The sequence below is a fragment of the Marinobacter sp. genome (assembly GCF_048266785.1).
In the GTDB taxonomy this organism is placed as follows: domain Bacteria; phylum Pseudomonadota; class Gammaproteobacteria; order Pseudomonadales; family Oleiphilaceae; genus Marinobacter.
In genome coordinates this window covers 1-20,301 of the sequence record NZ_JBLWYX010000022.1, presented here as the reverse complement: position 1 = coordinate 20,301, position 20,301 = coordinate 1, and the positions used below count along the sequence as shown (strand labels likewise).

Here is a 20,301-nt window from a genome sequence, read left to right as displayed (position 1 = left end):
TCTGAAATTTTGAAGGTGTGAGATGAGTGTTTTTATTATTGCGGAAATCGGTGTTAACCATAATGGTTCTGTAGAAACGGCGAAGCAATTAGTGGATGCGGCAGTAGCAGCGAAAGCAGATGCTGTGAAATTTCAAACCTTTAAGGCTGAGCTTGCAATTTCTAAGTTTGCGCCTAAGGCAGATTATCAAAAAAAAGCCACCGGGGAAGTTGAATCACAGTTAGAGATGGTAAAAAAACTCGAGCTCGATCGATCAGCACATCTAGAGCTTATTTCTTACTGTAAAACCAAGGGCATTGAGTTTCTTTCAACACCGTTTGACCACGATAGTATTGAGATGCTTCATGAACTAGGCTTGGCAACCTTCAAAGTACCCAGCGGTGAAATAACAAATCTGCCATATTTGCGCCATATCGGCAGCCTGAAAAAACAAGTTATCCTATCCACTGGTATGGCTAATCTCGGAGAAATCGAATCGGCGATTCAAACGCTTATACAAGCCGGAACGCAGCGGACAAATATCACCGTTCTGCACGCCAATACCGAATACCCTACACCTATGCAGGATGTAAACCTGAAGGCTATGCAAACTCTGGGACAATCGTTCGACTTGGCCTACGGGTATAGTGACCACACCAATGGCATAGAAGTGCCTATCGCTGCCGTCGCCTTAGGCGCAAGCGTGATTGAAAAACATTTCACTTTGGATAAAGCGCTGCCTGGTCCGGATCATAAAGCCAGCCTAGAGCCGGAAGAGCTATTCGCTATGGTCAACGCTATCCGCAACATTGAGCTCGCGCTGGGCAGTCCGATCAAGCAGGCCAGCCCCAGCGAAGCAAAGAATAAAGCTATAGCGCGCAAATCTCTAGTTGCTAAAGTCGCCATCAAGCAAGGTGAAGCCTTCAACGAAACTAACTTGACCGTGAAGCGCCCGGGTACCGGCATCAGCCCTATGCGTTGGGATGAGTTTATCGGTATTAGAGCGCAAAGAGATTACGAAGAGGATGAGTTGATATGAAACTCTGCGTAGTCACCGGTACGCGTGCGGAGTATGGTTTGCTTTATTGGCTTATGAAAGGCATCGAAAGCGACTGTGAGTTGCAGCTGCAGCTGATAGTTACTGGAATGCATCTAAGCCCTGAGTTCGGGTTGACCTATAAAGAAATAGAAAAAGAATTTACTATCGATAAAAAGATAGAAATGTTGCTTTCATCTGATACTCCTGTAGGTATATCAAAATCGATGGGCTTGGCGCAAATCAGCTTTGCCGAAGCCTATGAAGAGCTTAAGCCAGATTTACTCATAGTGCTGGGTGATCGCTACGAGATCTTTGCTGCCGCAAGTGCGGCAATGATTTCTTGCATACCCATCGCCCACTTACATGGTGGGGAGACCACCGAAGGCGCCTTTGATGAGGCTATGCGTCATAGCATCACGAAGATGAGTCATCTACACTTTACAGGCACCGAAGAATATAGAAGGCGAGTAATTCAGTTGGGCGAGCAGCCTGATCGCGTATTTGCTGTTGGCGGTATGGGCGTGGAAAATATTCGACGCATGCCTTTGCTTGATAAAAATGAATTTGAAGAATCTATTAGTTTTAATCTGGCTGCAAGAAATCTCCTTGTTACTTTTCACCCCGTAACACTGGAAGAAGCCACCGCTGAAGCTCAGTTTTCTGAACTGCTAGCCGCTTTAGATGAGCTGAAAGACACCCACCTTATTTTCACCAAAGCCAACAGCGATACCGCTGGGCGTGTTATCAATCAAATGATTGATGATTACGTCAGCGTTAACTCATATAAAGCAGTCGCTTTTACTTCCCTTGGTCAATTACGTTATCTCAGCGCCCTACAGTATGTGGACGCCGTTGTAGGCAATAGCTCCAGCGGGTTAGCTGAAGCGCCCAGCTTTCGAATCGGCACTATAAATATTGGTGATAGACAAAAGGGTAGAATAAAAGCAGTTAGTGTAATTGATTGTGACCCTCAAAAAAAGTCTATAAGTCAGGCTTTTATTAAACTCTATTCAGTAGAGTTCCAAGCGCTTTTGCCTGAAACGGTAAATCCATATGGTGATGGCTGTCCAAGCCATAAAATTATAGATCTAATAAAGAAGATAAAGTTAAATATCACTGTGAAGAAAGTATTTTTCGATTTTGATTGATGTAGGTGAAAACATGAAATATTGCATTAAATGTGTTATGCCAAGCACGAGACCTGGGATAACTTTCGATGAGAGAGGCGTTTGTGCTGCCTGTCAGAGTTATGAAAAAAGAGAAAAAGTAAATTATCATGAGCGCTGGCATGAACTAGAAAATATTTGCGATAAATATCGTGGTATGAATGGGGCCAATGGCTATGACTGCATGATAGCGGTATCGGGTGGTAAGGATAGCCACTTCCAAGTTCATATAATGAAAGAAAAAATGGGAATGAATCCGCTTTTGGTTTCCGTGGAGGATAACTTCCCGATGACCAAGGCTGGTATTCATAACATTAAAAATATATCTGAGGCTTTTGGCTGCGATATAATTTCGATGAAGCCTAACTTGCAATCCCAAAAAATAATAACAAAATATACTTTTGAGAGGTATGGGAGGCCAACCTATCTAGTTGATAGATATATTTATACTTATCCATTGCATATGGCGGTTAAATTTAATACTCCACTTCTTGTTTATGGTGAAAACGTTGCTTATGAGTATGGCGGCGCCCATGCTGTTGAAACATATTCAGCGAAAGATCAAGTAAATAATGGTGTGGGGAGTGGGATAGCTATAGAAGAAATTGTGAATTTAGGTATAGATTCAAGGAGTTTGAGCTTTTTTGACCCGCCAACGCAAAAGGAAATTGATAAGCTAGATCCTATATATTTAAGTTATTTTCTAGAGTGGAGTAGTTTTCGGAACTATGAATTCGCAAAAAAGAACGGTTTTCACGACTTGACTCATGAGTGGAATAGAACGCATCACGTTGAGCAGTTTGATCAAGTAGATACCCCGGCTTACCTTGTCCATTCGTGGATGAAGTATCCAAAGTTTGGACACGCCTCAGCGACTGATTATGCAGCAAGAATGATTCGCTACGGTATGATAAGCCGAGAGCAGGCGATTAAGCTTGTACGTGAGCATGATCATGCATTAGACCCGAGATGCGTTGAAGAATTCTGTCACTTTACTGGTTATAGCGAACGGGATTTTTGGAAGGTAGTTGATAGCCATTATAATAAAGAGATCTTCAATAAAAATAAAAATAATGTATGGGTTCTAAAAAATCCGCTTTGGGGGTGACGCATAATGAAGAGTTGGGAATGCATAGTCTTATCCCCTAACGACTCCATCCGCGATGCTATGCGAACACTGGATAAAGGCTCGCTGCGTATTGTGCTTATTTGTGATGCTGAGCAAAAGCTGTTGGGAACAGTTACTGACGGTGATACCCGCCGTGCACTATTAGCCGATGCTAATATGCAGGACGCTGTCAGTCAGATAATGAATACCAATCCTATAAGTGTAACCAGTAACACTAGTCGCGAGCAGCGTCTTCGGTTGATGAAACAGCATGATCTTACAGCTATCCCGATTCTGGACAGCAGGAATTCTGTTATCAGCCTCGAAACCTTACACCAAGCTATGCAGCCAGAACAGCGCGATAATCCAGTATTTATTATGGCTGGTGGATTTGGTACGCGTCTGCAACCGCTTACCGATCACTGCCCGAAACCCATGCTGCGGGTTGGTGACAAGCCTATGCTAGAGCTTCTTCTCAACCAATTTATTAGCCATGGTTTTTATAATTTCTATATTTCTACGCACTATCTTCCCGAAATAATTCGTAGCCACTTCGGTGATGGTAGCCGATGGAACGTCAGTATCCAATATGTGCATGAAGAGAGTCCGCTTGGGACGGGAGGGGCGCTAGGTTTGCTACCTATAGGTCTTCCTAACCTTCCGCTTATTATGATGAACGGTGATGTGCTGACTAAGATAGACTATACACGTTTGTTGCGTCACCACGAAAGGTACAAGTTTGACGCTACCATCTGCGTGCGTGAAGATGAGCATAGAGTACCCTTTGGTGTAATAGAAACTGAAGAGCAGCTTGTCACTAGTATGGTAGAAAAACCTACTTTCCGATACAAGATCAACACAGGCATTTATATTCTTAATCCCGATATCGTTACCAGTGTGCAGCCGAGCCAACGCATTGATATGCCCACGTTGTTGGAGAAGCACAGAGTTAATAAAAAGCGTATAGGTACCTATACCAGTTATGATTATTGGCTTGATATCGGTCAAATGAAAGACTACCAAAAGGCACAGCGGGATATTGAAACCTATTTCAAGCCACCCAATGGAAATTATGATGAATAAAGTTGCAGTAATTGGGCTGGGTAATATTTCTAAGCGACATAGAGCTAATATAAAAAGACTTTATCCTGAAGCAGTAGTTTTTGCTGTTTCAGCTAGTGGAAGACAACCTTGTGAGCCAATCGAAAATGCAGATGAATTTTTATCGAGCATTGATGAGCTTCTACAACATAAACCGGATATGGCTATTGTAGCTTCGCCGGCGACCTTCCATGCTCAGCATGCAATTCCGTTATTAAAAAACGAGATTCCTGTATTAATTGAGAAGCCGCTTTCAGGGTGTGAATGGGACGCTGCGTCTATCTTAGCGGCTGAAAAACAATATAAAACTCCCGCCACAGTAGGGTATTGCCTCCGATATCTACCCAGCAGTCAATATATTAAGTTGCTGCTTGAAGATAACTTGATTGGTGAGATTTATAATGCATTTGTGGAGGTGGGTCAATATCTGCCCGATTGGCGACCGAGTCAAAACTACCGAGAAAGTGTTTCTGCCAGCGCTCAGCTAGGTGGAGGCGTACTACTTGAGCTGAGCCACGAGCTTGACTATATACAGTGGCTCTTGGGCCCACTTCAATATCAGCACGCCATTTTACGTTCATCAAAAGATCTACAACTACCCGTTGAAGACTCTGCAGATATTTTGGCTCTGAATGTCGGGGGAACAGTAGTGTCGGTACATCTTGATTTTTTACAACGGAAGGTACATCGAAAGTGTCGCTTCATAGGTAGCGAGGGCAGTCTGGAATGGGATTTGCTGCGAAATGAGATAACGCTTTCTACGAAAGGCTCTGAAAGACAAGTATTCAGTCAGCCTGAATGGGATAAAAATCAAATGTACTTGAATATGCTTCAGGATTTTGAAGGGCTAATAAATGGCAAGCCCAATAGTTGTGTTACTTTGGATGAAGCACAAAGAACCGTTTCTTTAATAACTAAAATAAAATCATCGGCGCTTACTACGAAAGGGCTGCAATGAAAACTTATGCATTCATTTTTGCTAGAGGTGGCTCAAAAGGCCTGCCGAAGAAAAATATAAAAGAACTAGCAGGTAAACCACTTTTATGTCATTCGATAGATGTCGCATTGGTTGCACCCTCGATTGATAAGGTTTTTGTGTCTACCGATGACCTTGAAATTGCGGAGATAGCGAAGAATGCGGGTGCAGTTGTCATCAAACGGCCAATAAAATTAGCTGATGATCACGCGCCGGAATGGTTGGCTTGGCAACATGCTATAGAATGGGTTGCAAAAAACTATGGTAGGTTTGATACCTTCGTTAGCTTACCTGCGACTAGCCCCTTGCGCAGTGTTGGTGATGTGGAAACTGCCATTCAAAAGCTGCGTAAAGATGCAGCAGACGTGTGTATTGCAGTAACGCCTGCGAATAGAAGCCCTTACTTCAACATGGTTAAATACAATCAAGAAGGCTATGTTGAGCTATTAAATAAGTCGGACGATGAGATAAAACGCCGGCAGGATGCACCTTTGGTTTTTGATGTTACAACGGTCGTATATGTTTCTAAGCCTGATTTCATTCTTAACAGCTGCGGTCTATTCTCTGGGAAGGTGACGGCTATTGAGGTGCCGAAATCTAGAGCGGTAGATATTGATGACATTTATGATTTTAAACTAGCGGAAGCTATTACTCTAAGCTCTAAAGGGGAAAAAGGATGAAAAATTTACTCGAACACAAATCGATACTAGTTGCCGGTGCAGGTGGGCTACTTGGAAGCCGGCTAGTATGTGGGTTGCTTGCACAAGGCGCTAATGTCATAGCGGCAGATATAAATATTGACAGAGCGAAGGATTTATTTATTGAGCTGGGCGTTGATGTTAATTCGCCTGCTCTGCAAATGCTATCTCTTGATATTACAAACACAGATGCGGTTAAAAAGCTGTTTTCTACCTCTGATAATATAGATGGTGCAGTTAACAGTACTTATCCCCGAAATAAAACCTATGGTGCTCACTTCTTCGATGTGACTTTAGATAGTTTTAATGAAAATGTTTCTCTGCATTTGGGTAGTTCTTTTTTGTTTTCTCAACAATGTGCGGCTTATTTTGTAAGAAATAGAAAGCCATTCTCGCTGGTAAATATATCATCAATTTATGGTGTTGTTCCGCCAGACTTTTCCATATATAAAGATACAACAATGACCATGGCGGTTGAGTACGCGGCAATAAAATCTGCACTGTTGCATCTTAATAAATATGTGGCTTCTTATATTGATGATAGTAGGTTTCGTGTTAATTGTGTTAGCCCCGGCGGCATTTTCGACCATCAACCGGAGGTATTCTTAAAGGCGTATAAAGAAAAAACTCTTGGTACAGGCATGTTGGATGTAGATAGTATCGTTGGTTCTGTGCTTTTTTTATTATCCGATCAGTCGCGATATGTCGTGGGGCAGAATATAGTTGTCGACGATGGCTTTACATTGTAATGAAGCTTGTTGCGCAGGGCGGATATTCTTGAGTCAAATTAAATTGCAACTATTATGGTTTGGCGAAGAGTGTTTATTTGCTTTTGCTGGATTCAGTGGAAAGGTTTGATGGTATGACTAAAAGACTGATATTTTCATTCCTGTTTCCATATGTCTTGGCTATTATATTTGTTTGTTTCTTTCCGGGTAGGTCAATAGTTGAGAATTATTATTTTTTATTTTTCTCAAGTTGGATCTTTGTTGTGATTGTTCTTTTGCTTGGCTTGGTAACTTATGGTTGCTTGTTGCAATATAAGAAAGGACAATCTGTTTCATGTGATTGTATTGTTGATGCTAAGTGGGTTGGGATTAATTCTTGGTTTTTGTTTTTTTTACCTTTGCTAGGGGTTTTTCTTCTTTTTTACGATCGGGTTGTTATTAGGGATATAAACTATCTAGATCAGGAATTAAGGGCTGCGAGGTATGAATGGCTATCTTCTGAGGGGGGGTCTTTTTTTGGAATCGCAGGGAATTTATTTATTCCGTTTTCTTACGTAGGTGTTTTTTTTGCTTTGAGATACTTTAAATACATAAAAATAAGATATTTGCTGTTGTGTACTTCGGTGTTTTCTATTTTCTTTCATGCCTATCTCAATGGTGGCAGAAGCAATGTTTTTTTGCTGTTGGTTTTTTTGGTTGTTTTATATTGTATTGGGCGCTACAAGATAAACATCGCATTGGTCCTTAATAAGTTCTCATTTTTGGCGGTTTTGTTTTTATTGGCTGTTTTTTTCTATATATTGGCGGTGGTCAAGTCATCTGCTTCTATTGGTGGGGCTTCTATACAAGAGTTACTATATTTTGGTTTGATAGAGATGTATGGAGTGCCTGATCTGGATTTTTTTAAAGAGGATCATTCTGACTTGCTCTGTTTTTTATTATATTCTTTTTTGTATCTCTTTCATGGGCAGTGGACGTCACAGATCGTTTATAGCTTAGATGAGCGTGCCGGTTACCATTCGATTGTTTCTGCCTTTACCGTTATTTTGGATGACTTAGGAGTTATAGATTTAGGTTTATATGAGCGGGCGTTTTCAGATACAGGAGCATTTGTTTCTTTGCCTGCTTCTGTTTATTATGATTTTGGTTGGTTGGGGCTCGTTGTATACTCCACTTTCTTCGGATGGTTATTTGGAGTGGTGTTGTTTTATGTAAATACATATAGAAGGTTGGGTCTCGTTGGTGCAGGTTTGGTTTTCTTTACGATGCCAATATTAATTCTTTCTCCAATTGTACCAGCATACGGGTTTAGTTATTATTCTTTCATTTTGTTCGCGTTTTTTGTTTTCTTTATAACTAATATGGCTTTTTTTAGGCGAAAAATATATCTTTGAGGGAGGGTATATGAAAATCGGATACGCAATGTTGTACCCATATCGCGGCAGCATTCAAAATATGATTTTTTTATCTGAATTGTTTAAGAGGCAAGGGCATCAAAATTTCTTCCTGAAGTGCAATGCCTCTGTCCCTTATTGTTATAATAGGATGATTAAAGGGACTAGTAAGCTTGTAGAATGTACCAAGTGTTTTGCTGGGGGGGTTGATACTTTTAATGTTGAGAATGTGACAAGTATTGATAAAAGATTGCGATTAAAGCTAAGTGAGGATCTTAAGTTCGATATAGTCTCTTCTACTTCTTATAGCCTGCATAGAATAGAAACTGATGAAGATTGTAGTTCAAAAGCAGTGTTGGATACGCAAGATAAGCTTAAGCCCTTGGCTGAAATTGTATATGCAAATGCTTTGAAGTGGATTGAGGATAATGAATTAAAGCTTGTTTTTATTTTTAATGGCCGCTTAGATATGCCGCGAGCTGTTTTAAAGGCCTGCGAATCTAAGGGTATACCTTTTATCACCTTTGAGGCGGCGTATCCTGGGGTTGCTTTAGAGGTAAATGATGACTGTAGGTCTTTGAAGTCGCTGCATAAAATCATAGGCGAATTTATTGGGAAACCATTAAAGTTATCTCAAGCTGTTTTTTCTGCGGAGATAGCTAACCAAATGCTCAGTAAAAGTAATTTGGTCTGGAGGCTCTATAATACAGATCCGTTGCCTGCTAGTTGGCCTTCTAATGGGCGTCAAAAGATCTTAATAGTGCCTAGCAGCAATCATGAGCTTAAAGGTGCTGATGCATGGACTCCAGCTTGGAAGCATCCACTGGAAGGAGTGGAGGCGGTTTTATCTAAGCTAAATATTGATTTTTCTAATTGTGTAATAAGAAGCCATCCAAACTGGAGTGAAAATATTGGAGTTAGTTTGGATGGCTCTAAGTCAGAGCGCGTCTATGTGGATTGGGCGACCCGTAATGGGGCTGTTATTATACCTAGTTCTAGTAAGATAAATACTATTGATTTAATACGGCAGGCGGACATTGTTATCGTTCAATATGGGACGGCCGGAATTGAGGCGGGCCTGCTGGGGAAAAAAGTTATAGGCCTTTCTCCGTCTTGGTATAGTACTTCTGGGTTTTCATCGCAAGTCCATAGTCCTCATGATTTTGGCGCTTTATCCTTTCTTGAGACACATGATGCTGATGATGTCATTCGAAGGTCGTTAAGGTTTATTTATTGCTTTCATAAGCGGTGTGCGCAATTCGTTAATTTTATTAGGCCTCTAAATACGTATGAAAATGAATATAATTTTGATGCCGATGTCTCCAGTATTTTGAATGCTGTTAGGGATAATTTTTTTACCGCAGATGATTCGGAGTATGCGGAAGAGTTGGATGATGAGAATTTAGTTATTGGTAAGTTTAGATGTCAGGATTTGGATTGGTTTGGGGAACATAAAGATCATGGCTTTTCGACTGCTTTTAAAAAGATTGAGCGGCGAGTTTACTTTCGATGGATTGATAAGGTAAGACCTATCTTTAAGGCGGGTGATCGTTAATTAATGTGTTGGCTGTTTTTCTGTTATTTATAGGGCTTGCTTGATGTTTAAGAACAAAATTCTTCTCATTAGTGGTGGAACCGGCTCCTTCGGCAACGCCGTGCTCAAGCGCTTCCTCGATACCGATATTACTGAAATTCGCATTTTCAGCCGTGACGAGAAAAAGCAGGATGACATGCGTAAACGCTACGCCAACTCCAAGCTGAAGTTCTATATTGGTGACGTGCGCGATTACCAGAGTGTGTTGAATGCCACGCGAGGGGTGGACTACATCTTCCATGCTGCGGCGTTGAAGCAGGTCCCATCCTGCGAGTTCCATCCTATGGAGGCGGTTAAAACCAATGTGCTTGGCACCGAGAACGTCTTGGAGGCTGCAATCCAGAATGAAGTGAATCGGGTGGTTTGTCTTAGTACGGATAAGGCCGTTTACCCGATCAATGCCATGGGTATTTCCAAGGCAATGATGGAAAAGGTCATGGTCGCCAAGTCGCGAAACGTTGATGAGACCAAGACGGTCATTTGCGGCACGCGATACGGAAACGTGATGGCTTCGCGTGGTTCGGTAATCCCTTTGTTTATCGAGCAGATTCGTGCCGGCAAGCCGCTGTCGATCACTGATCCGAATATGACCCGTTTCATGATGACCTTGGCCGATGCGGTCGACCTGGTGCTCTATGCCTTCGAACACGGTAATAACGGCGACCTATTCGTACAGAAAGCGCCGGCTGCAACCGTAGAAACCTTGGCGCTGGCGCTGACCGATCTGGTTGGAAAGCCCGACCATCCAATCCAGGTGATTGGTACTCGCCATGGCGAAAAGCTTTATGAAGCTTTGCTCAGTCGCGAGGAAATGGCTTGCGCTGAGGATATGGGAAAGTACTTCCGCGTACCGCCGGATCTGCGCGACCTCAATTACGCAAAGTTCGTGGAGCAGGGCGAAACAAAAATTTCCCGCACCGAAGACTACAATTCGCACAATACCGAGCGATTGGATGTAGTGGGAATGCAGCAGCTGCTGCTGAAGCTTGATTTCATGCGCGCTATCCAGCGCGGTGAGCACGCAACGCCCGAGGAGTGAAGAATGAAGGTTCTTATTACTGGGGCTAATGGCTTTGTCGGCCAGAATCTCATCGCACATTTGGCCGAGCGCGCCGACATCGAGGTGCTACGTTTTACCCGTGAGGATTCGCTGGAAAACCTGCCTTGCCTGGTTGCTCAGGTGGGATGCATCTTTCATCTCGCCGGCGTCAATCGCCCACAAGACCTGCAGGAATTTCATACCGGCAATACCGATTTGACCCGTACGCTGTGCGAAGCCATCAAATCCTCTGGCCGGCAGATCCCGGTGATTTACACCTCTTCCAGCCAGGCGGAGCTGGATAACCTCTATGGCAGCAGCAAGCGGGGCGCTGAGCAGGCGTTACTTGAGCTGCAGTCCACCCAGGGCTCTCCGGTTCATCTATTTCGCCTGCCTAATGTCTTCGGAAAATGGGCACGACCAAATTACAACTCGGCAGTGGCGACCTTCTGTCATAACATCGCGCGTGATCTGCCAATCCAGATCAATGATTCCGCCGCGCTTATCAATCTCGTCTACATCGATGATGTGATCAGTCAGTTCGTTGCGATCATGGATGGCAAGTTGGCCGGGAAGCCTTTCGTCGGTGTTGAACCGCAATACAGCATTTCGGTTGGCGAGCTGGCCGAGCAGTTGTATGCCTTCCGTGATAGCCGCAAGTCCATGCTCACCGAGCCTGTGGGCAGCGGTTTGGTTAGGGCGTTGTATTCCACTTATCTGAGCTACCTGCCACCCGAGCGCTTCACCTACCAGGTGCCCAGGTATGGTGATCCACGTGGCGTCTTCGTGGAAATGCTTAAAACCAGGGATTCGGGGCAGTTCTCCTTTTTTACGGCTCATCCCGGTATTACTCGTGGTGGGCATTACCATCATTCCAAGACGGAAAAATTCCTGGTCATCAAGGGCAAGGCCTGTTTCCGTTTTCGGCATATCCTGACTGGTCAGTTCTACGAACTGTTCACCACCGGAGAACGGTCGGAAATCGTCGAAACTGTCCCGGGTTGGACGCATGACATCACCAACGTAGGCGAGGACGAGATGATCGTGATGCTGTGGGCCAACGAAATCTTCGATCGTGAACACCCCGATACCTATGCTCGGCCAGTCGGCACCGAAGCCTGAGTACGAACAGGAAACCGCAATGAAGAAGCTGAGAGTCGTAACCGTAGTAGGTACTCGCCCCGAAATCATTCGTCTGTCGAGGGTGATGGCCAAGCTGGATGAATACTGTGAGCATGTGCTGGTGCATACCGGCCAGAACTACGATTACGAACTGAACGAAATCTTTTTCCAGGACCTGGGCATTCGCAAGCCGGATCATTTCCTCAATGCTGCCGGTGCCAGCGGTGCGGAAACCATCGGTAATGTGATCATCGCTGTGGACCGCGTGCTGGCTGAAGTGCAGCCCGAAGCGCTTCTGGTCCTGGGTGATACGAACAGTTGTATGGCTGTGATCCCGGCCAAGCGCCGCAAGATCCCCACCTTCCATATGGAAGCGGGTAACCGTTGCTTCGACATGCGCGTGCCGGAAGAGATCAATCGCCGCATTGTTGATCACACGGCCGATATCAACCTGACCTACAGCACCATTGCCCGCGATTATCTGCTGCGCGAAGGGTTGTCCCCGGACATGATGATCAAGACCGGCAGCCCGATGTTCGAGGTGCTCAATTATTACCGCGAGGGTATCGAGGCTTCCGGTGTGCTGGAACGGCTGGGCCTTGAGGCTGGCAAGTTTTTCGTGGTCAGTGCGCACCGTGAAGAGAATGTCGACTCCGATAAAAACTTCCTCAAGCTGGTTGAGGTGCTGAATACCGTCGCTGCGCACTATGGCTTCCCGGTAATCGTCTCTACCCATCCGCGCACCCAGAAGCGCGTGGATGCGATGGGCGTGAAGTTCCACGCCAATGTTCGCCTGCTCAAGCCGCTGGGCTTCAAGGACTACAACAAGCTGCAACTCACTGCCAAGGCAGTGTTGTCTGACAGTGGCACCATCAATGAAGAATCTTCGATCCTCAACTTCCCCGCGCTGAATATCCGCGAGGCGCATGAACGCCCGGAGGGCATGGAGGAGGCCGCGGCAATGATGGTCGGTCTTGAGAGGGAACGTGTGTTGCAAGGGCTCCAGATTCTCGAAAGCCAAGGACGTAATGAAGAGCGTAGCTTGCGCTTGGTGGCGGATTACAGTATGCCGAATGTATCGGACAAGGTAGTGCGTATTATCCATAGCTATCGGGATTATGTGATGCGCACGGTTTGGAAGCGGTATTGATGTCTAGAAGACTGGACCTGGTAATTATCAATCGAAGCTTCTGGCCGATTTATCCCGTGATTGGTGAGGCCCTGATGCGTTTCGCCGAGCAGCACGCTCAGATGCAGTCTGTTGGCGTAGTTTTTCAGAACCATGCCGATATTAAGAAACACCTTGCGTGTGAGCAACGCGGGGACAAGGTTGGCTTTTATCCCTGCCGTGCTTTTTCTGTCTCTGGCAGTAGTATTGTGCGACGTGCCGCCGACGCGGTGTTTTTTATGTTGTGGGTGTTCGCAGTTCTGCTGATAAAGCGCCCCAAGAAAGTGTATGTGTCGACTGACCCGCCGGTTCTGGTGCCCTTCATCGTGATGGTGTACAGCAAGATTTTTCGGGCGCGGTATGTGTATCACCTGCAGGATATTCACCCCGAAGCGGCTAATGTTGTTTTTCCTGTACGGCCAGTAATTTATCGTTTTTTGCGCTGGATCGATGCAATTACGATGCGAAACGCCAGTCTTCTGATCACGATTACTGAGGAAATGGCCACGGAAATTAAGGAGCGATCCGGCACGCTGTCTCCTGTCCAGATTTTGTCGAACCCTTCCGTATCCTTCGACGAGGTAGTGCTGCCTGAAAACAAACGACCCGGATTCGCCTTCTGTGGGAATGCTGGGCGTTTGCAGCGGATACCTTTATTGATTCAGGCCATTGAACAGTATTGTGCGGGCGGCGGAAAATTGCCCTTTGTTTTTGCTGGTGCTGGCGTGTTTTCCGAGAATTTAAAGGAGCTTGCAGCCACGCATGGCAATGTCACTTATTTTGGGTTCGTTTCGGCACTTGAAGCCGCTCAGTTGAATGCTGACTATCAATGGGCCCTTCTGCCGATTGAAGATGAGGTGACTCGCTTTGCTTTCCCTAGTAAGTCATCTTCCTACGTTTTCTCAGGAGCTTTGGTTGCAGCTATCTGTGGAACGGAAACCAGTGTTGCCAAGTGGGTTTTGGAAAACAATTTGGGAGTAGTTCTCGATCCCACCGCTGACGGACTCTGCCAGTTTTTCCGTGCTGTTGAAAGTGGAGACTTGTCACCTGGCTCTTTCGATACTGACCGTGAAAAGCTCAAAGAACATCTGGGGTTTGATGTTTTTGTGGAGCGCTTGGGCCAACTGGTCATAAGTGAGCGGAGTATTTGAGGATGAAAAAAATAATGCTGACTGGAGCTAACGGATTCGTTGGCTCTGTGTTGAAAGCTGAACTGGCATCTGACTCTGGTATTCATCTAGTAACTGCGGTACGCAGGGGGAGGAAAAGTCTTGACTGCGTTGCTGTAGGCAATATTGATGGGAGCACGGACTTTTCTGAAGCTCTAGCAGGCGTCGATGTCGTCATTCATGCAGCTGCCCGTGCCCATATCATGCGTGATGAGGTGGATGATCCCCTTACCGAATACCGTAAGGTTAATGTTGAGGGCACGTTGAACTTGGCACGCCAAGCGGTTGCCGCCGGAGTCCGGCGTTTTGTGTTTCTGAGTTCGATTAAAGTCAACGGTGAGGCGACCGCCCCGGGAAATCCTTTTCACGCCGATGATGTGCCGTCGCCAGAGGATGCCTATGGTGTTTCCAAGTTGGAGGCTGAGCAGGGGTTAATACTGTTGGCCGCTGAAACTGACATGGAGATGGTCATTATTCGGCCGCCGCTGGTGTACGGTCCCGGCGTAAAGGGCAATTTTGCCAGCATGATCAAGCTGATCGATAAAGGTGTCCCGCTTCCCCTTGGCGCCATCCACAACAAGCGTTCGCTGGTGGGGATCGACAACCTGACCGATTTGATCATTCGTTGTATCGACCATCCTGTAGCTGCCAACCAGATTTTTCTCGCGGGTGATGGCGAGGATATTTCCACTACCGAGTTGCTGCGTGGTGTGGGTAAGGCTCTGGGTAAGCCGGCACGGTTGCTTCCCATGCCGGCAGGCCTGTTGCAGTTCGGAGCTACTTTGCTTGGGAAAAGCGCCATGGCTCAGCGGTTGCTTGGCTCGTTGCAGGTGGATATCAGCAAAACGTGCGAGCTGCTGGACTGGAAGCCACCATATACCGTGGAAGAGGGGCTCAGGCGTTGCTTCGAGCGTTCCAAGTGATTGTTACCAGGTGAACCTGTGATTCGAATTTTCGATTTTATTTTTTCGCTGTTGGGCCTGCTGGTTGGTTTCCCGGTGCTATTGGTGCTGACGATTATTGGTTTGTTCGATACGGGCTCGCCGATCTTTCGACAGGTGCGTGTTGGACGGCACCAGCAACCTTTTACGTTAGTCAAATTCCGGACCATGAAATTGGATACGGTGTCGGTTGCCACTCATCTGGCCAGCAGTGCATCCATTACTCGTTTTGGTCATTTTCTGCGCAAGACCAAGTTGGATGAGCTGCCCCAGCTATGGAATGTGCTCAAGGGGGAGATGAGCCTGGTAGGGCCAAGACCGGGCCTGTTCAATCAGGAAGAGCTGACCGAAGAGCGTGCTAAGCGCGGAGTGTTCGATGTGCGCCCTGGTATTACCGGGTTGGCGCAGGTGAACGAGATCGATATGTCCACACCGGCATTACTGGCGGAGACGGACCAGAAGATGATCCAGAGCCTTACGGTGAAGGATTATTTCAAATACATCTTTATGACGGTGGCCGGAAAAGGGGCAGGCGATAGGGTTCGGTGAGGTCTCGTTGTTGTCTTGCTTTGTCTGTTTCCGATCAGGCTGAAGCGCCCCTTGAGGTATGCGGTATGGTGCGTTTTCGCCAGCAAGCTGGCTCCTACAGTGGGTTAGAGAAGCGGTCTGCCAGAGTTCGCGGATAGGGGCCTATGCCGTTTGGGTTATTAATGCGCGTTAAGGTTGCTTGGTTTGAGGTTTTCCTGTGTTGAGATTGGCTGAAAAACTACGGTCCCGCCTGGTACAGCTGCCACGCAGACAGAAGCGTGTCATACAGGTGACCACGGATGTGCTACTGGTCTGGCTGGCACTTTGGCTGGCGTTTTTCGTTCGCCTAGGGGAGTCCGATTTTGTCGAGCCACTTGGGGGGCATGCCTGGCTGTTCGGCGTAGCACCCCTGGTCTCGATTCCCTTCTTTATCCGCTTCGGCATGTATCGCGCAGTGATGCGCTATTTCGGCAATGACGCCCTGATGGCTATCGCAAAGGCCGTTACGCTTTCCGCCCTGTTGCTTGCCTTGGCTGTTTATTGGCGCAGTGACGCGCCGAAGCTGATACCGCGTTCGATGGTATTCAACTATTGGTGGTTGAGCTTGGTCTTGATCGGCGGTCTGCGCCTGGTGATGCGACAGTACTTCATGGGTGACTGGTTTTCCCCGGATTCGCTCATGAAGTTCAAAGGTCGCGATGCGAGTTTGCCCAAGGTGGCGGTTTATGGCGCAGGAGCGGCGGGAAATCAGCTGGTTGCGGCCTTGCGCCTGGGGCGCGCGATGCGTCCGGTTGCGTTCATCGACGATGACCCCAATCTTTTTAACCGCACCATTGCCGGGTTGCGAGTTTATTCGCCCAAGCATATTCAGCAGATGATCGATGAAACGGGTGCCGATGAAATTCTGTTGGCGATCCCTTCGGCGTCTCGTGGCAGGCGGCGTGAAGTGCTGGAGACGCTAGAGCCTTATCCACTTCATGTTCGCAGCGTGCCGGGCTTCATGGACCTGGCCAGTGGCCGGGTGAAGGTCGAGGATATCCAGGAAGTGGATATCGCGGATCTGCTCGGGCGTGATGCAGTGCCACCGCAGCAGGCGCTGTTCGAGCAGTGCATTATCAACAAAGTCGTGATGGTGACTGGTGCGGGCGGCTCGATTGGCTCGGAGCTGTGCCGGCAGATTCTGGCGAACAAGCCTCGCACGCTGCTGTTGTTCGAGCACAGTGAATTCAACCTTTACAGCATTCACATCGAGCTGGAGCGTACGATCGAGCGGGCTTCGCTACCGGTGAGGTTGGTGCCGATCATGGGCTCCATCCGTAATCCCGAGCGCCTGCTGGACGTGATGCGCACCTGGCAGGTGGAGACGATCTACCACGCAGCGGCGTACAAGCATGTGCCCATGGTGGAACACAATGTCGCGGAAGGCGTGCTTAATAATGTGCTTGGCACCATGAACACGGCCCAGGCGGCGGTGCAGGCCGGGGTGGCCAACTTCGTTCTGATCTCTACCGACAAGGCTGTGCGGCCCACCAATGTGATGGGCAGTACCAAGCGTGTGGCAGAGATGATTCTGCAGGCGTTGAGTCGTGAAACTGCGCCGGTACTTTTTGGCGCTGATGACGCGGTACATCACGTCAACAAGACGCGCTTCACCATGGTGCGTTTCGGCAATGTGCTGGGCTCCTCGGGCTCGGTGATTCCGCGCTTCTACCAGCAGATTCGCAACGGTGGGCCGGTGACTGTGACCCATCCGAAGATCACCCGTTACTTCATGACCATCCCCGAGGCCGCGCAATTGGTCATCCAGGCCGGCTCCATGGGACAGGGTGGTGATGTGTTCGTGCTGGATATGGGGCAGCCGGTGAAGATTGCCGAGCTGGCCGAGAAGCTGATTCATCTGTCCGGCCTGAGCGTGCGTTCGGAAAAGAGCCCGCACGGGGATATCGCGATCGAATTCACTGGCTTGCGGCCTGGGGAAAAGCTGTACGAGGAGTTGCTGATCGGCGATAACGTCAGCGCCACCGAACACCCGATGATCATGCGGGCCGACGAGGAATACTTCACCTGGGATGTGCTCAAGGGCCTGCTGGCTCGGCTGCTCAAGGCTGTGGAGGACGATGACTATCCTCAGGTTCGTGTGCTGTTGCGCGAGGCGGTGAGTGGTTATGTGCCCGAAGGGGAAATCGTGGATCTGATCTATCAGCAGCGTCGAGCGGGGCCAGGGGAGTAGGGCGGTGTTTGTGGGGGAAGTCTTTCACCCTCTGGCCCCGGCCCCTCTTCCGTCAAGGGAGAGGGGAGATGGAACGTCTGATGGTTCATGCTCCTGCGTGGGAACCCAAGCCAGCCGCGGTGCTTTGTGCCTAGCGATGCGGAGCTCGCACGTTGCGCGCCCACGCAGGAGCATGGGCGCGATCAGCTGGCGGCGCTGCGTGGGGATTGATCGCCAGCAAGCTGGCTTCTACGTGGGCGAGTGCCTGGCCTGTAGGAGCGAGCTTGCTCGCGATCCGGGCGTAGAGCTTCGCTTAAATCAGGTTACGGTCATGGGCCGCATCGCTGTGTGGGCGCGCGAAGGATATACCTCATAAGCAATTTCCGTTGATTTTGCCTCCTGATCAACTCGATCAGCCTCCGGCGCGCTTGGTCGGCGGCTCCTCGGCGTGATCTTCGTCGGTCAGCACACGCCGAGCTTCAAGCACTTGCTGTGCAGCTTGCTCGATGAAGTCGAAGACTTCCTCGCTTGCGATGTATTGGAACTGCTTGCGGCGGTTCTTCGATATCACCCCGTCATTGGAGAGGCACATCATGACTAGCTTGGAGAGTTCGCTGCCTCGCACGTCAAACCTCTCGTCTACGGCTTTGTAGACGGTGTCAAAAGTCTCCAGAAAGGCTGCCTCCTCACGAAGATCGACTTCAAGCGCATGCTTGGCCATCTGGAGTGTGAATAGCACACAAGGCGTGGCATCCCAGTACCGGTAGAGTGCATCCGAGCCTTTGAAATCGAGGGTGATCGTGTCGGCATCAATCCACTGAACATCCCAGAAGTCCCGCACCGGGCGGGAAAAGGTCTGTAGTGTCTTGAGGTAGAGACTCTCGGCATCTTTCATCGCCACCGATACAGGCAGCAGCAGGCCATTTTCAAGCGCGCCTGCCCGGCAGAGAGCCTGGTGGATGAGAAAACGAGACAAGCGGCCGTTGCCATCCATGAACGGATGAAGGAACACGAACCCGAAAGAGATGATCCCGGCCGCAACCAGTGGATCGATCTGCGTCGGAGCCTCATTGGCGAACCGCATCAGGCTCTCCATCAATTCGCGACAGAGTTCAGGAGGTGGGGGCACGTAGCTAATCCCGGCCGCCCCCCGGATACCGCTGGCTCCGAGGTGGTTCTGCTGGTGCCGGAAAGCGGCTGCAAGATCAAACGGGTTCGTCACGGTGGAGTTCTGCAGTGCGACCAGGTAATCCTCGGTGAGCGGCTGACGGTCATGGGCCTGTCGCAGCAGCTGGATGAACCGACGTGACTTGTCCTGAGTGGGCGCTTCTCGCTCGATCGCGAAGGAATCCTGGGTTTCGTGCAGGTAGGCCCAGTGGATGGCACGGTCCATCATCAACGGGGGCAGTGATCCAATGAACGCCCTGGCTCGGCCAGGGATGTCGTGCGCCAGCAGCTCGGTTATTGCCGGGGACCGTTCAACGGTGGCGCAGTAGGTGAGATCCCCGAGGCCATTGAACTCAATACGCCATTTCGAGTTCCGGGCGCCGCGGCGGGTGATGTATTGCGCCGGCTCGAACAATTGGATGAACTTCCCTCGCACGGGCGCATGCTGTTCAATTTCCTTGCCGATGAACGCTTCCCATAAATAACAGGTCTTTCGGATGTATACCCCGTTTGGCGATCGCTTCAGTGCGGCCTCTAGTTCGATGACCGGAATGCGCGGCAGCACCTGGGCGAGAATCGAAAGGTTGATTCCCTCATGCTTCAGGGCGAAGAGTACGTTCCCGAGCAGGTCATCCTCATCAGGCGCCAGCTTCGGCGGTACGGCCAGAGTGTGCGCGATCTTCTCGATCCGAGTGGTCGGCTGTATCAGGGCGGGGCATGCCAGCGGCACCGCGGTAATCGGTAACCGTTCTTGCAGTAGCGCGTACCCTACATTTCGCATGAACCTTTCCTTGTGTTTGGTGCTGGCCGGCAATATTTCCTTCACTGTGCAAAGAAAATATTTAGTTTGAGAGGTTATGACGATTTTTTACTCACTTCCAGTGGATTGATCGCCAGCAAGCTGGCTCCTACGTGGGCGAGAGACAGGGTGTGCCTGCGCGGGAGCGCAGGAACGATCGTTTTTTTGATGGTTCCCATGCTCCCGCGTGGGAACCCCAGCCGCGGCGTTCTGCACCCAGCGACGCGGAGCATCGCAAGCTGCGCGCCCACGCAGGAGCATGGGCGCGATCAACTGGCGGCTCGGCGTGGGGATTGATCGCCAGCAAGCTGGCTCCTACATGGGCGAGAGCCGGAACTGTAGGAGCGAGCTTGCTCGCGATCCGGGCGTAAAGTTT

General features: G+C 48.5%; 17 protein-coding genes. 16 read left to right on the top strand and 1 reads right to left on the bottom strand.

Translation table 11 applies throughout. From position 1 onward, the window contains the following. The first annotated feature begins 22 nt into the window (after positions 1–22). The 16 genes from neuB to ACN0V1_RS19360 all read left to right on the top strand — a co-directional run bounded on the left by neuB (position 23) and on the right by ACN0V1_RS19360 (position 17,980). Entirely contained in the window at positions 23–1,018 is a 996-nt protein-coding gene (neuB, locus tag ACN0V1_RS19435; RefSeq protein WP_417546572.1) for an N-acetylneuraminate synthase, read from the top strand. Beyond that, complete coding sequence (gene neuC, locus ACN0V1_RS19430; RefSeq protein ID WP_417546571.1) at positions 1,015–2,166, top strand: UDP-N-acetylglucosamine 2-epimerase; 1,152 nt, start codon at positions 1,015–1,017, stop codon at positions 2,164–2,166. Before neuB ends, neuC begins: the two co-directional genes overlap by 4 nt. A gap of 13 nt (positions 2,167–2,179) precedes the next feature. Beyond that, positions 2,180–3,292: an N-acetyl sugar amidotransferase gene (locus ACN0V1_RS19425; RefSeq protein ID WP_417546570.1), complete on the top strand. Its 1,113-nt coding sequence runs from the start codon at positions 2,180–2,182 to the stop codon at positions 3,290–3,292. Between the two features lie 6 nt (positions 3,293–3,298). Continuing rightward, complete coding sequence (locus ACN0V1_RS19420; protein WP_417546569.1) at positions 3,299–4,375, top strand: nucleotidyltransferase family protein; 1,077 nt, start codon at positions 3,299–3,301, stop codon at positions 4,373–4,375. After that, positions 4,368–5,351, top strand: a complete 984-nt coding sequence (locus ACN0V1_RS19415; protein ID WP_417546568.1) for a Gfo/Idh/MocA family protein — start codon at positions 4,368–4,370, stop codon at positions 5,349–5,351. Before ACN0V1_RS19420 ends, ACN0V1_RS19415 begins: the two co-directional genes overlap by 8 nt. Further along, complete coding sequence (locus ACN0V1_RS19410; protein ID WP_417546567.1) at positions 5,348–6,049, top strand: cytidylyltransferase domain-containing protein; 702 nt, start codon at positions 5,348–5,350, stop codon at positions 6,047–6,049. The genes ACN0V1_RS19415 and ACN0V1_RS19410 overlap by 4 nt, the downstream gene beginning before the upstream one ends. Further along, positions 6,046–6,816, top strand: coding sequence for an oxidoreductase (locus ACN0V1_RS19405; RefSeq protein WP_417546566.1), 771 nt, complete (start codon positions 6,046–6,048; stop codon positions 6,814–6,816). Before ACN0V1_RS19410 ends, ACN0V1_RS19405 begins: the two co-directional genes overlap by 4 nt. Before the next feature lie 113 nt (positions 6,817–6,929). Further along, a complete protein-coding gene (locus ACN0V1_RS19400) occupies positions 6,930–8,189 on the top strand; it encodes an O-antigen polymerase (protein ID WP_417546565.1) in 1,260 nt (419 codons plus the stop codon). Between the two features lie 10 nt (positions 8,190–8,199). Continuing rightward, the gene (locus ACN0V1_RS19395; RefSeq protein ID WP_417546564.1) at positions 8,200–9,744 is read left to right on the top strand and encodes a hypothetical protein; all 1,545 of its coding nucleotides are present in this window, start codon (positions 8,200–8,202) and stop codon (positions 9,742–9,744) included. A 43-nt stretch (positions 9,745–9,787) separates the two neighbouring features. Continuing rightward, a complete protein-coding gene (locus ACN0V1_RS19390) occupies positions 9,788–10,822 on the top strand; it encodes a polysaccharide biosynthesis protein (protein ID WP_417546563.1) in 1,035 nt (344 codons plus the stop codon). Between the two features lie 3 nt (positions 10,823–10,825). Continuing rightward, positions 10,826–11,944, top strand: a complete 1,119-nt coding sequence (gene wbjC, locus ACN0V1_RS19385; protein WP_417546562.1) for a UDP-2-acetamido-2,6-beta-L-arabino-hexul-4-ose reductase — start codon at positions 10,826–10,828, stop codon at positions 11,942–11,944. Positions 11,945–11,963: 19 nt separating this feature from the next. Then, on the top strand, positions 11,964–13,094 hold the full coding sequence (wecB, locus tag ACN0V1_RS19380) for a non-hydrolyzing UDP-N-acetylglucosamine 2-epimerase (protein WP_417546561.1): 1,131 nt from the start codon (positions 11,964–11,966) through the stop codon (positions 13,092–13,094). After that, the gene (locus tag ACN0V1_RS19375) at positions 13,094–14,263 is read left to right on the top strand and encodes a glycosyltransferase (RefSeq protein ID WP_417546560.1); all 1,170 of its coding nucleotides are present in this window, start codon (positions 13,094–13,096) and stop codon (positions 14,261–14,263) included. The genes wecB and ACN0V1_RS19375 overlap by 1 nt, the downstream gene beginning before the upstream one ends. Before the next feature lie 2 nt (positions 14,264–14,265). Further along, a complete protein-coding gene (locus ACN0V1_RS19370) occupies positions 14,266–15,204 on the top strand; it encodes a UDP-glucose 4-epimerase family protein (RefSeq protein ID WP_417546559.1) in 939 nt (312 codons plus the stop codon). A gap of 18 nt (positions 15,205–15,222) precedes the next feature. Further along, entirely contained in the window at positions 15,223–15,771 is a 549-nt protein-coding gene (locus tag ACN0V1_RS19365; RefSeq protein ID WP_417546558.1) for a sugar transferase, read from the top strand. A 196-nt stretch (positions 15,772–15,967) separates the two neighbouring features. Then, positions 15,968–17,980 (top strand): polysaccharide biosynthesis protein, encoded by a 2,013-nt coding sequence (locus ACN0V1_RS19360; protein ID WP_417546557.1) that lies wholly within the window; start codon positions 15,968–15,970, stop codon positions 17,978–17,980. A 391-nt stretch (positions 17,981–18,371) separates the two neighbouring features. On the opposite strand, the gene ACN0V1_RS19355 is transcribed toward ACN0V1_RS19360, so the two are convergent. Further along, positions 18,372–19,907: a Fic family protein gene (locus ACN0V1_RS19355; RefSeq protein ID WP_417546556.1), complete on the bottom strand. Its 1,536-nt coding sequence runs from the start codon at positions 19,905–19,907 to the stop codon at positions 18,372–18,374. Positions 19,908–20,301: the final 394 nt, after the last annotated feature.

Bases quoted from the DNA above. Each gene is read 5' to 3' on its own strand.
- neuB (WP_417546572.1), top strand. From the start codon at position 23: ATGAGTGTTTTTATTATTGCGGAAATCGGTGTTAACCATAATGGTTCT.
- neuC (WP_417546571.1), top strand. From the start codon at position 1,015: ATGAAACTCTGCGTAGTCACCGGTACGCGTGCGGAGTATGGTTTGCTT.
- ACN0V1_RS19425 (WP_417546570.1), top strand. From the start codon at position 2,180: ATGAAATATTGCATTAAATGTGTTATGCCAAGCACGAGACCTGGGATA.
- ACN0V1_RS19420 (WP_417546569.1), top strand. From the start codon at position 3,299: ATGAAGAGTTGGGAATGCATAGTCTTATCCCCTAACGACTCCATCCGC.
- ACN0V1_RS19415 (WP_417546568.1), top strand. From the start codon at position 4,368: ATGAATAAAGTTGCAGTAATTGGGCTGGGTAATATTTCTAAGCGACAT.
- ACN0V1_RS19410 (WP_417546567.1), top strand. From the start codon at position 5,348: ATGAAAACTTATGCATTCATTTTTGCTAGAGGTGGCTCAAAAGGCCTG.
- ACN0V1_RS19405 (WP_417546566.1), top strand. From the start codon at position 6,046: ATGAAAAATTTACTCGAACACAAATCGATACTAGTTGCCGGTGCAGGT.
- ACN0V1_RS19400 (WP_417546565.1), top strand. From the start codon at position 6,930: ATGACTAAAAGACTGATATTTTCATTCCTGTTTCCATATGTCTTGGCT.
- ACN0V1_RS19395 (WP_417546564.1), top strand. From the start codon at position 8,200: ATGAAAATCGGATACGCAATGTTGTACCCATATCGCGGCAGCATTCAA.
- ACN0V1_RS19390 (WP_417546563.1), top strand. From the start codon at position 9,788: ATGTTTAAGAACAAAATTCTTCTCATTAGTGGTGGAACCGGCTCCTTC.
- wbjC (WP_417546562.1), top strand. From the start codon at position 10,826: ATGAAGGTTCTTATTACTGGGGCTAATGGCTTTGTCGGCCAGAATCTC.
- wecB (WP_417546561.1), top strand. From the start codon at position 11,964: ATGAAGAAGCTGAGAGTCGTAACCGTAGTAGGTACTCGCCCCGAAATC.
- ACN0V1_RS19375 (WP_417546560.1), top strand. From the start codon at position 13,094: ATGTCTAGAAGACTGGACCTGGTAATTATCAATCGAAGCTTCTGGCCG.
- ACN0V1_RS19370 (WP_417546559.1), top strand. From the start codon at position 14,266: ATGAAAAAAATAATGCTGACTGGAGCTAACGGATTCGTTGGCTCTGTG.
- ACN0V1_RS19355 (WP_417546556.1), bottom strand. From the start codon at position 19,907: ATGCGAAATGTAGGGTACGCGCTACTGCAAGAACGGTTACCGATTACC.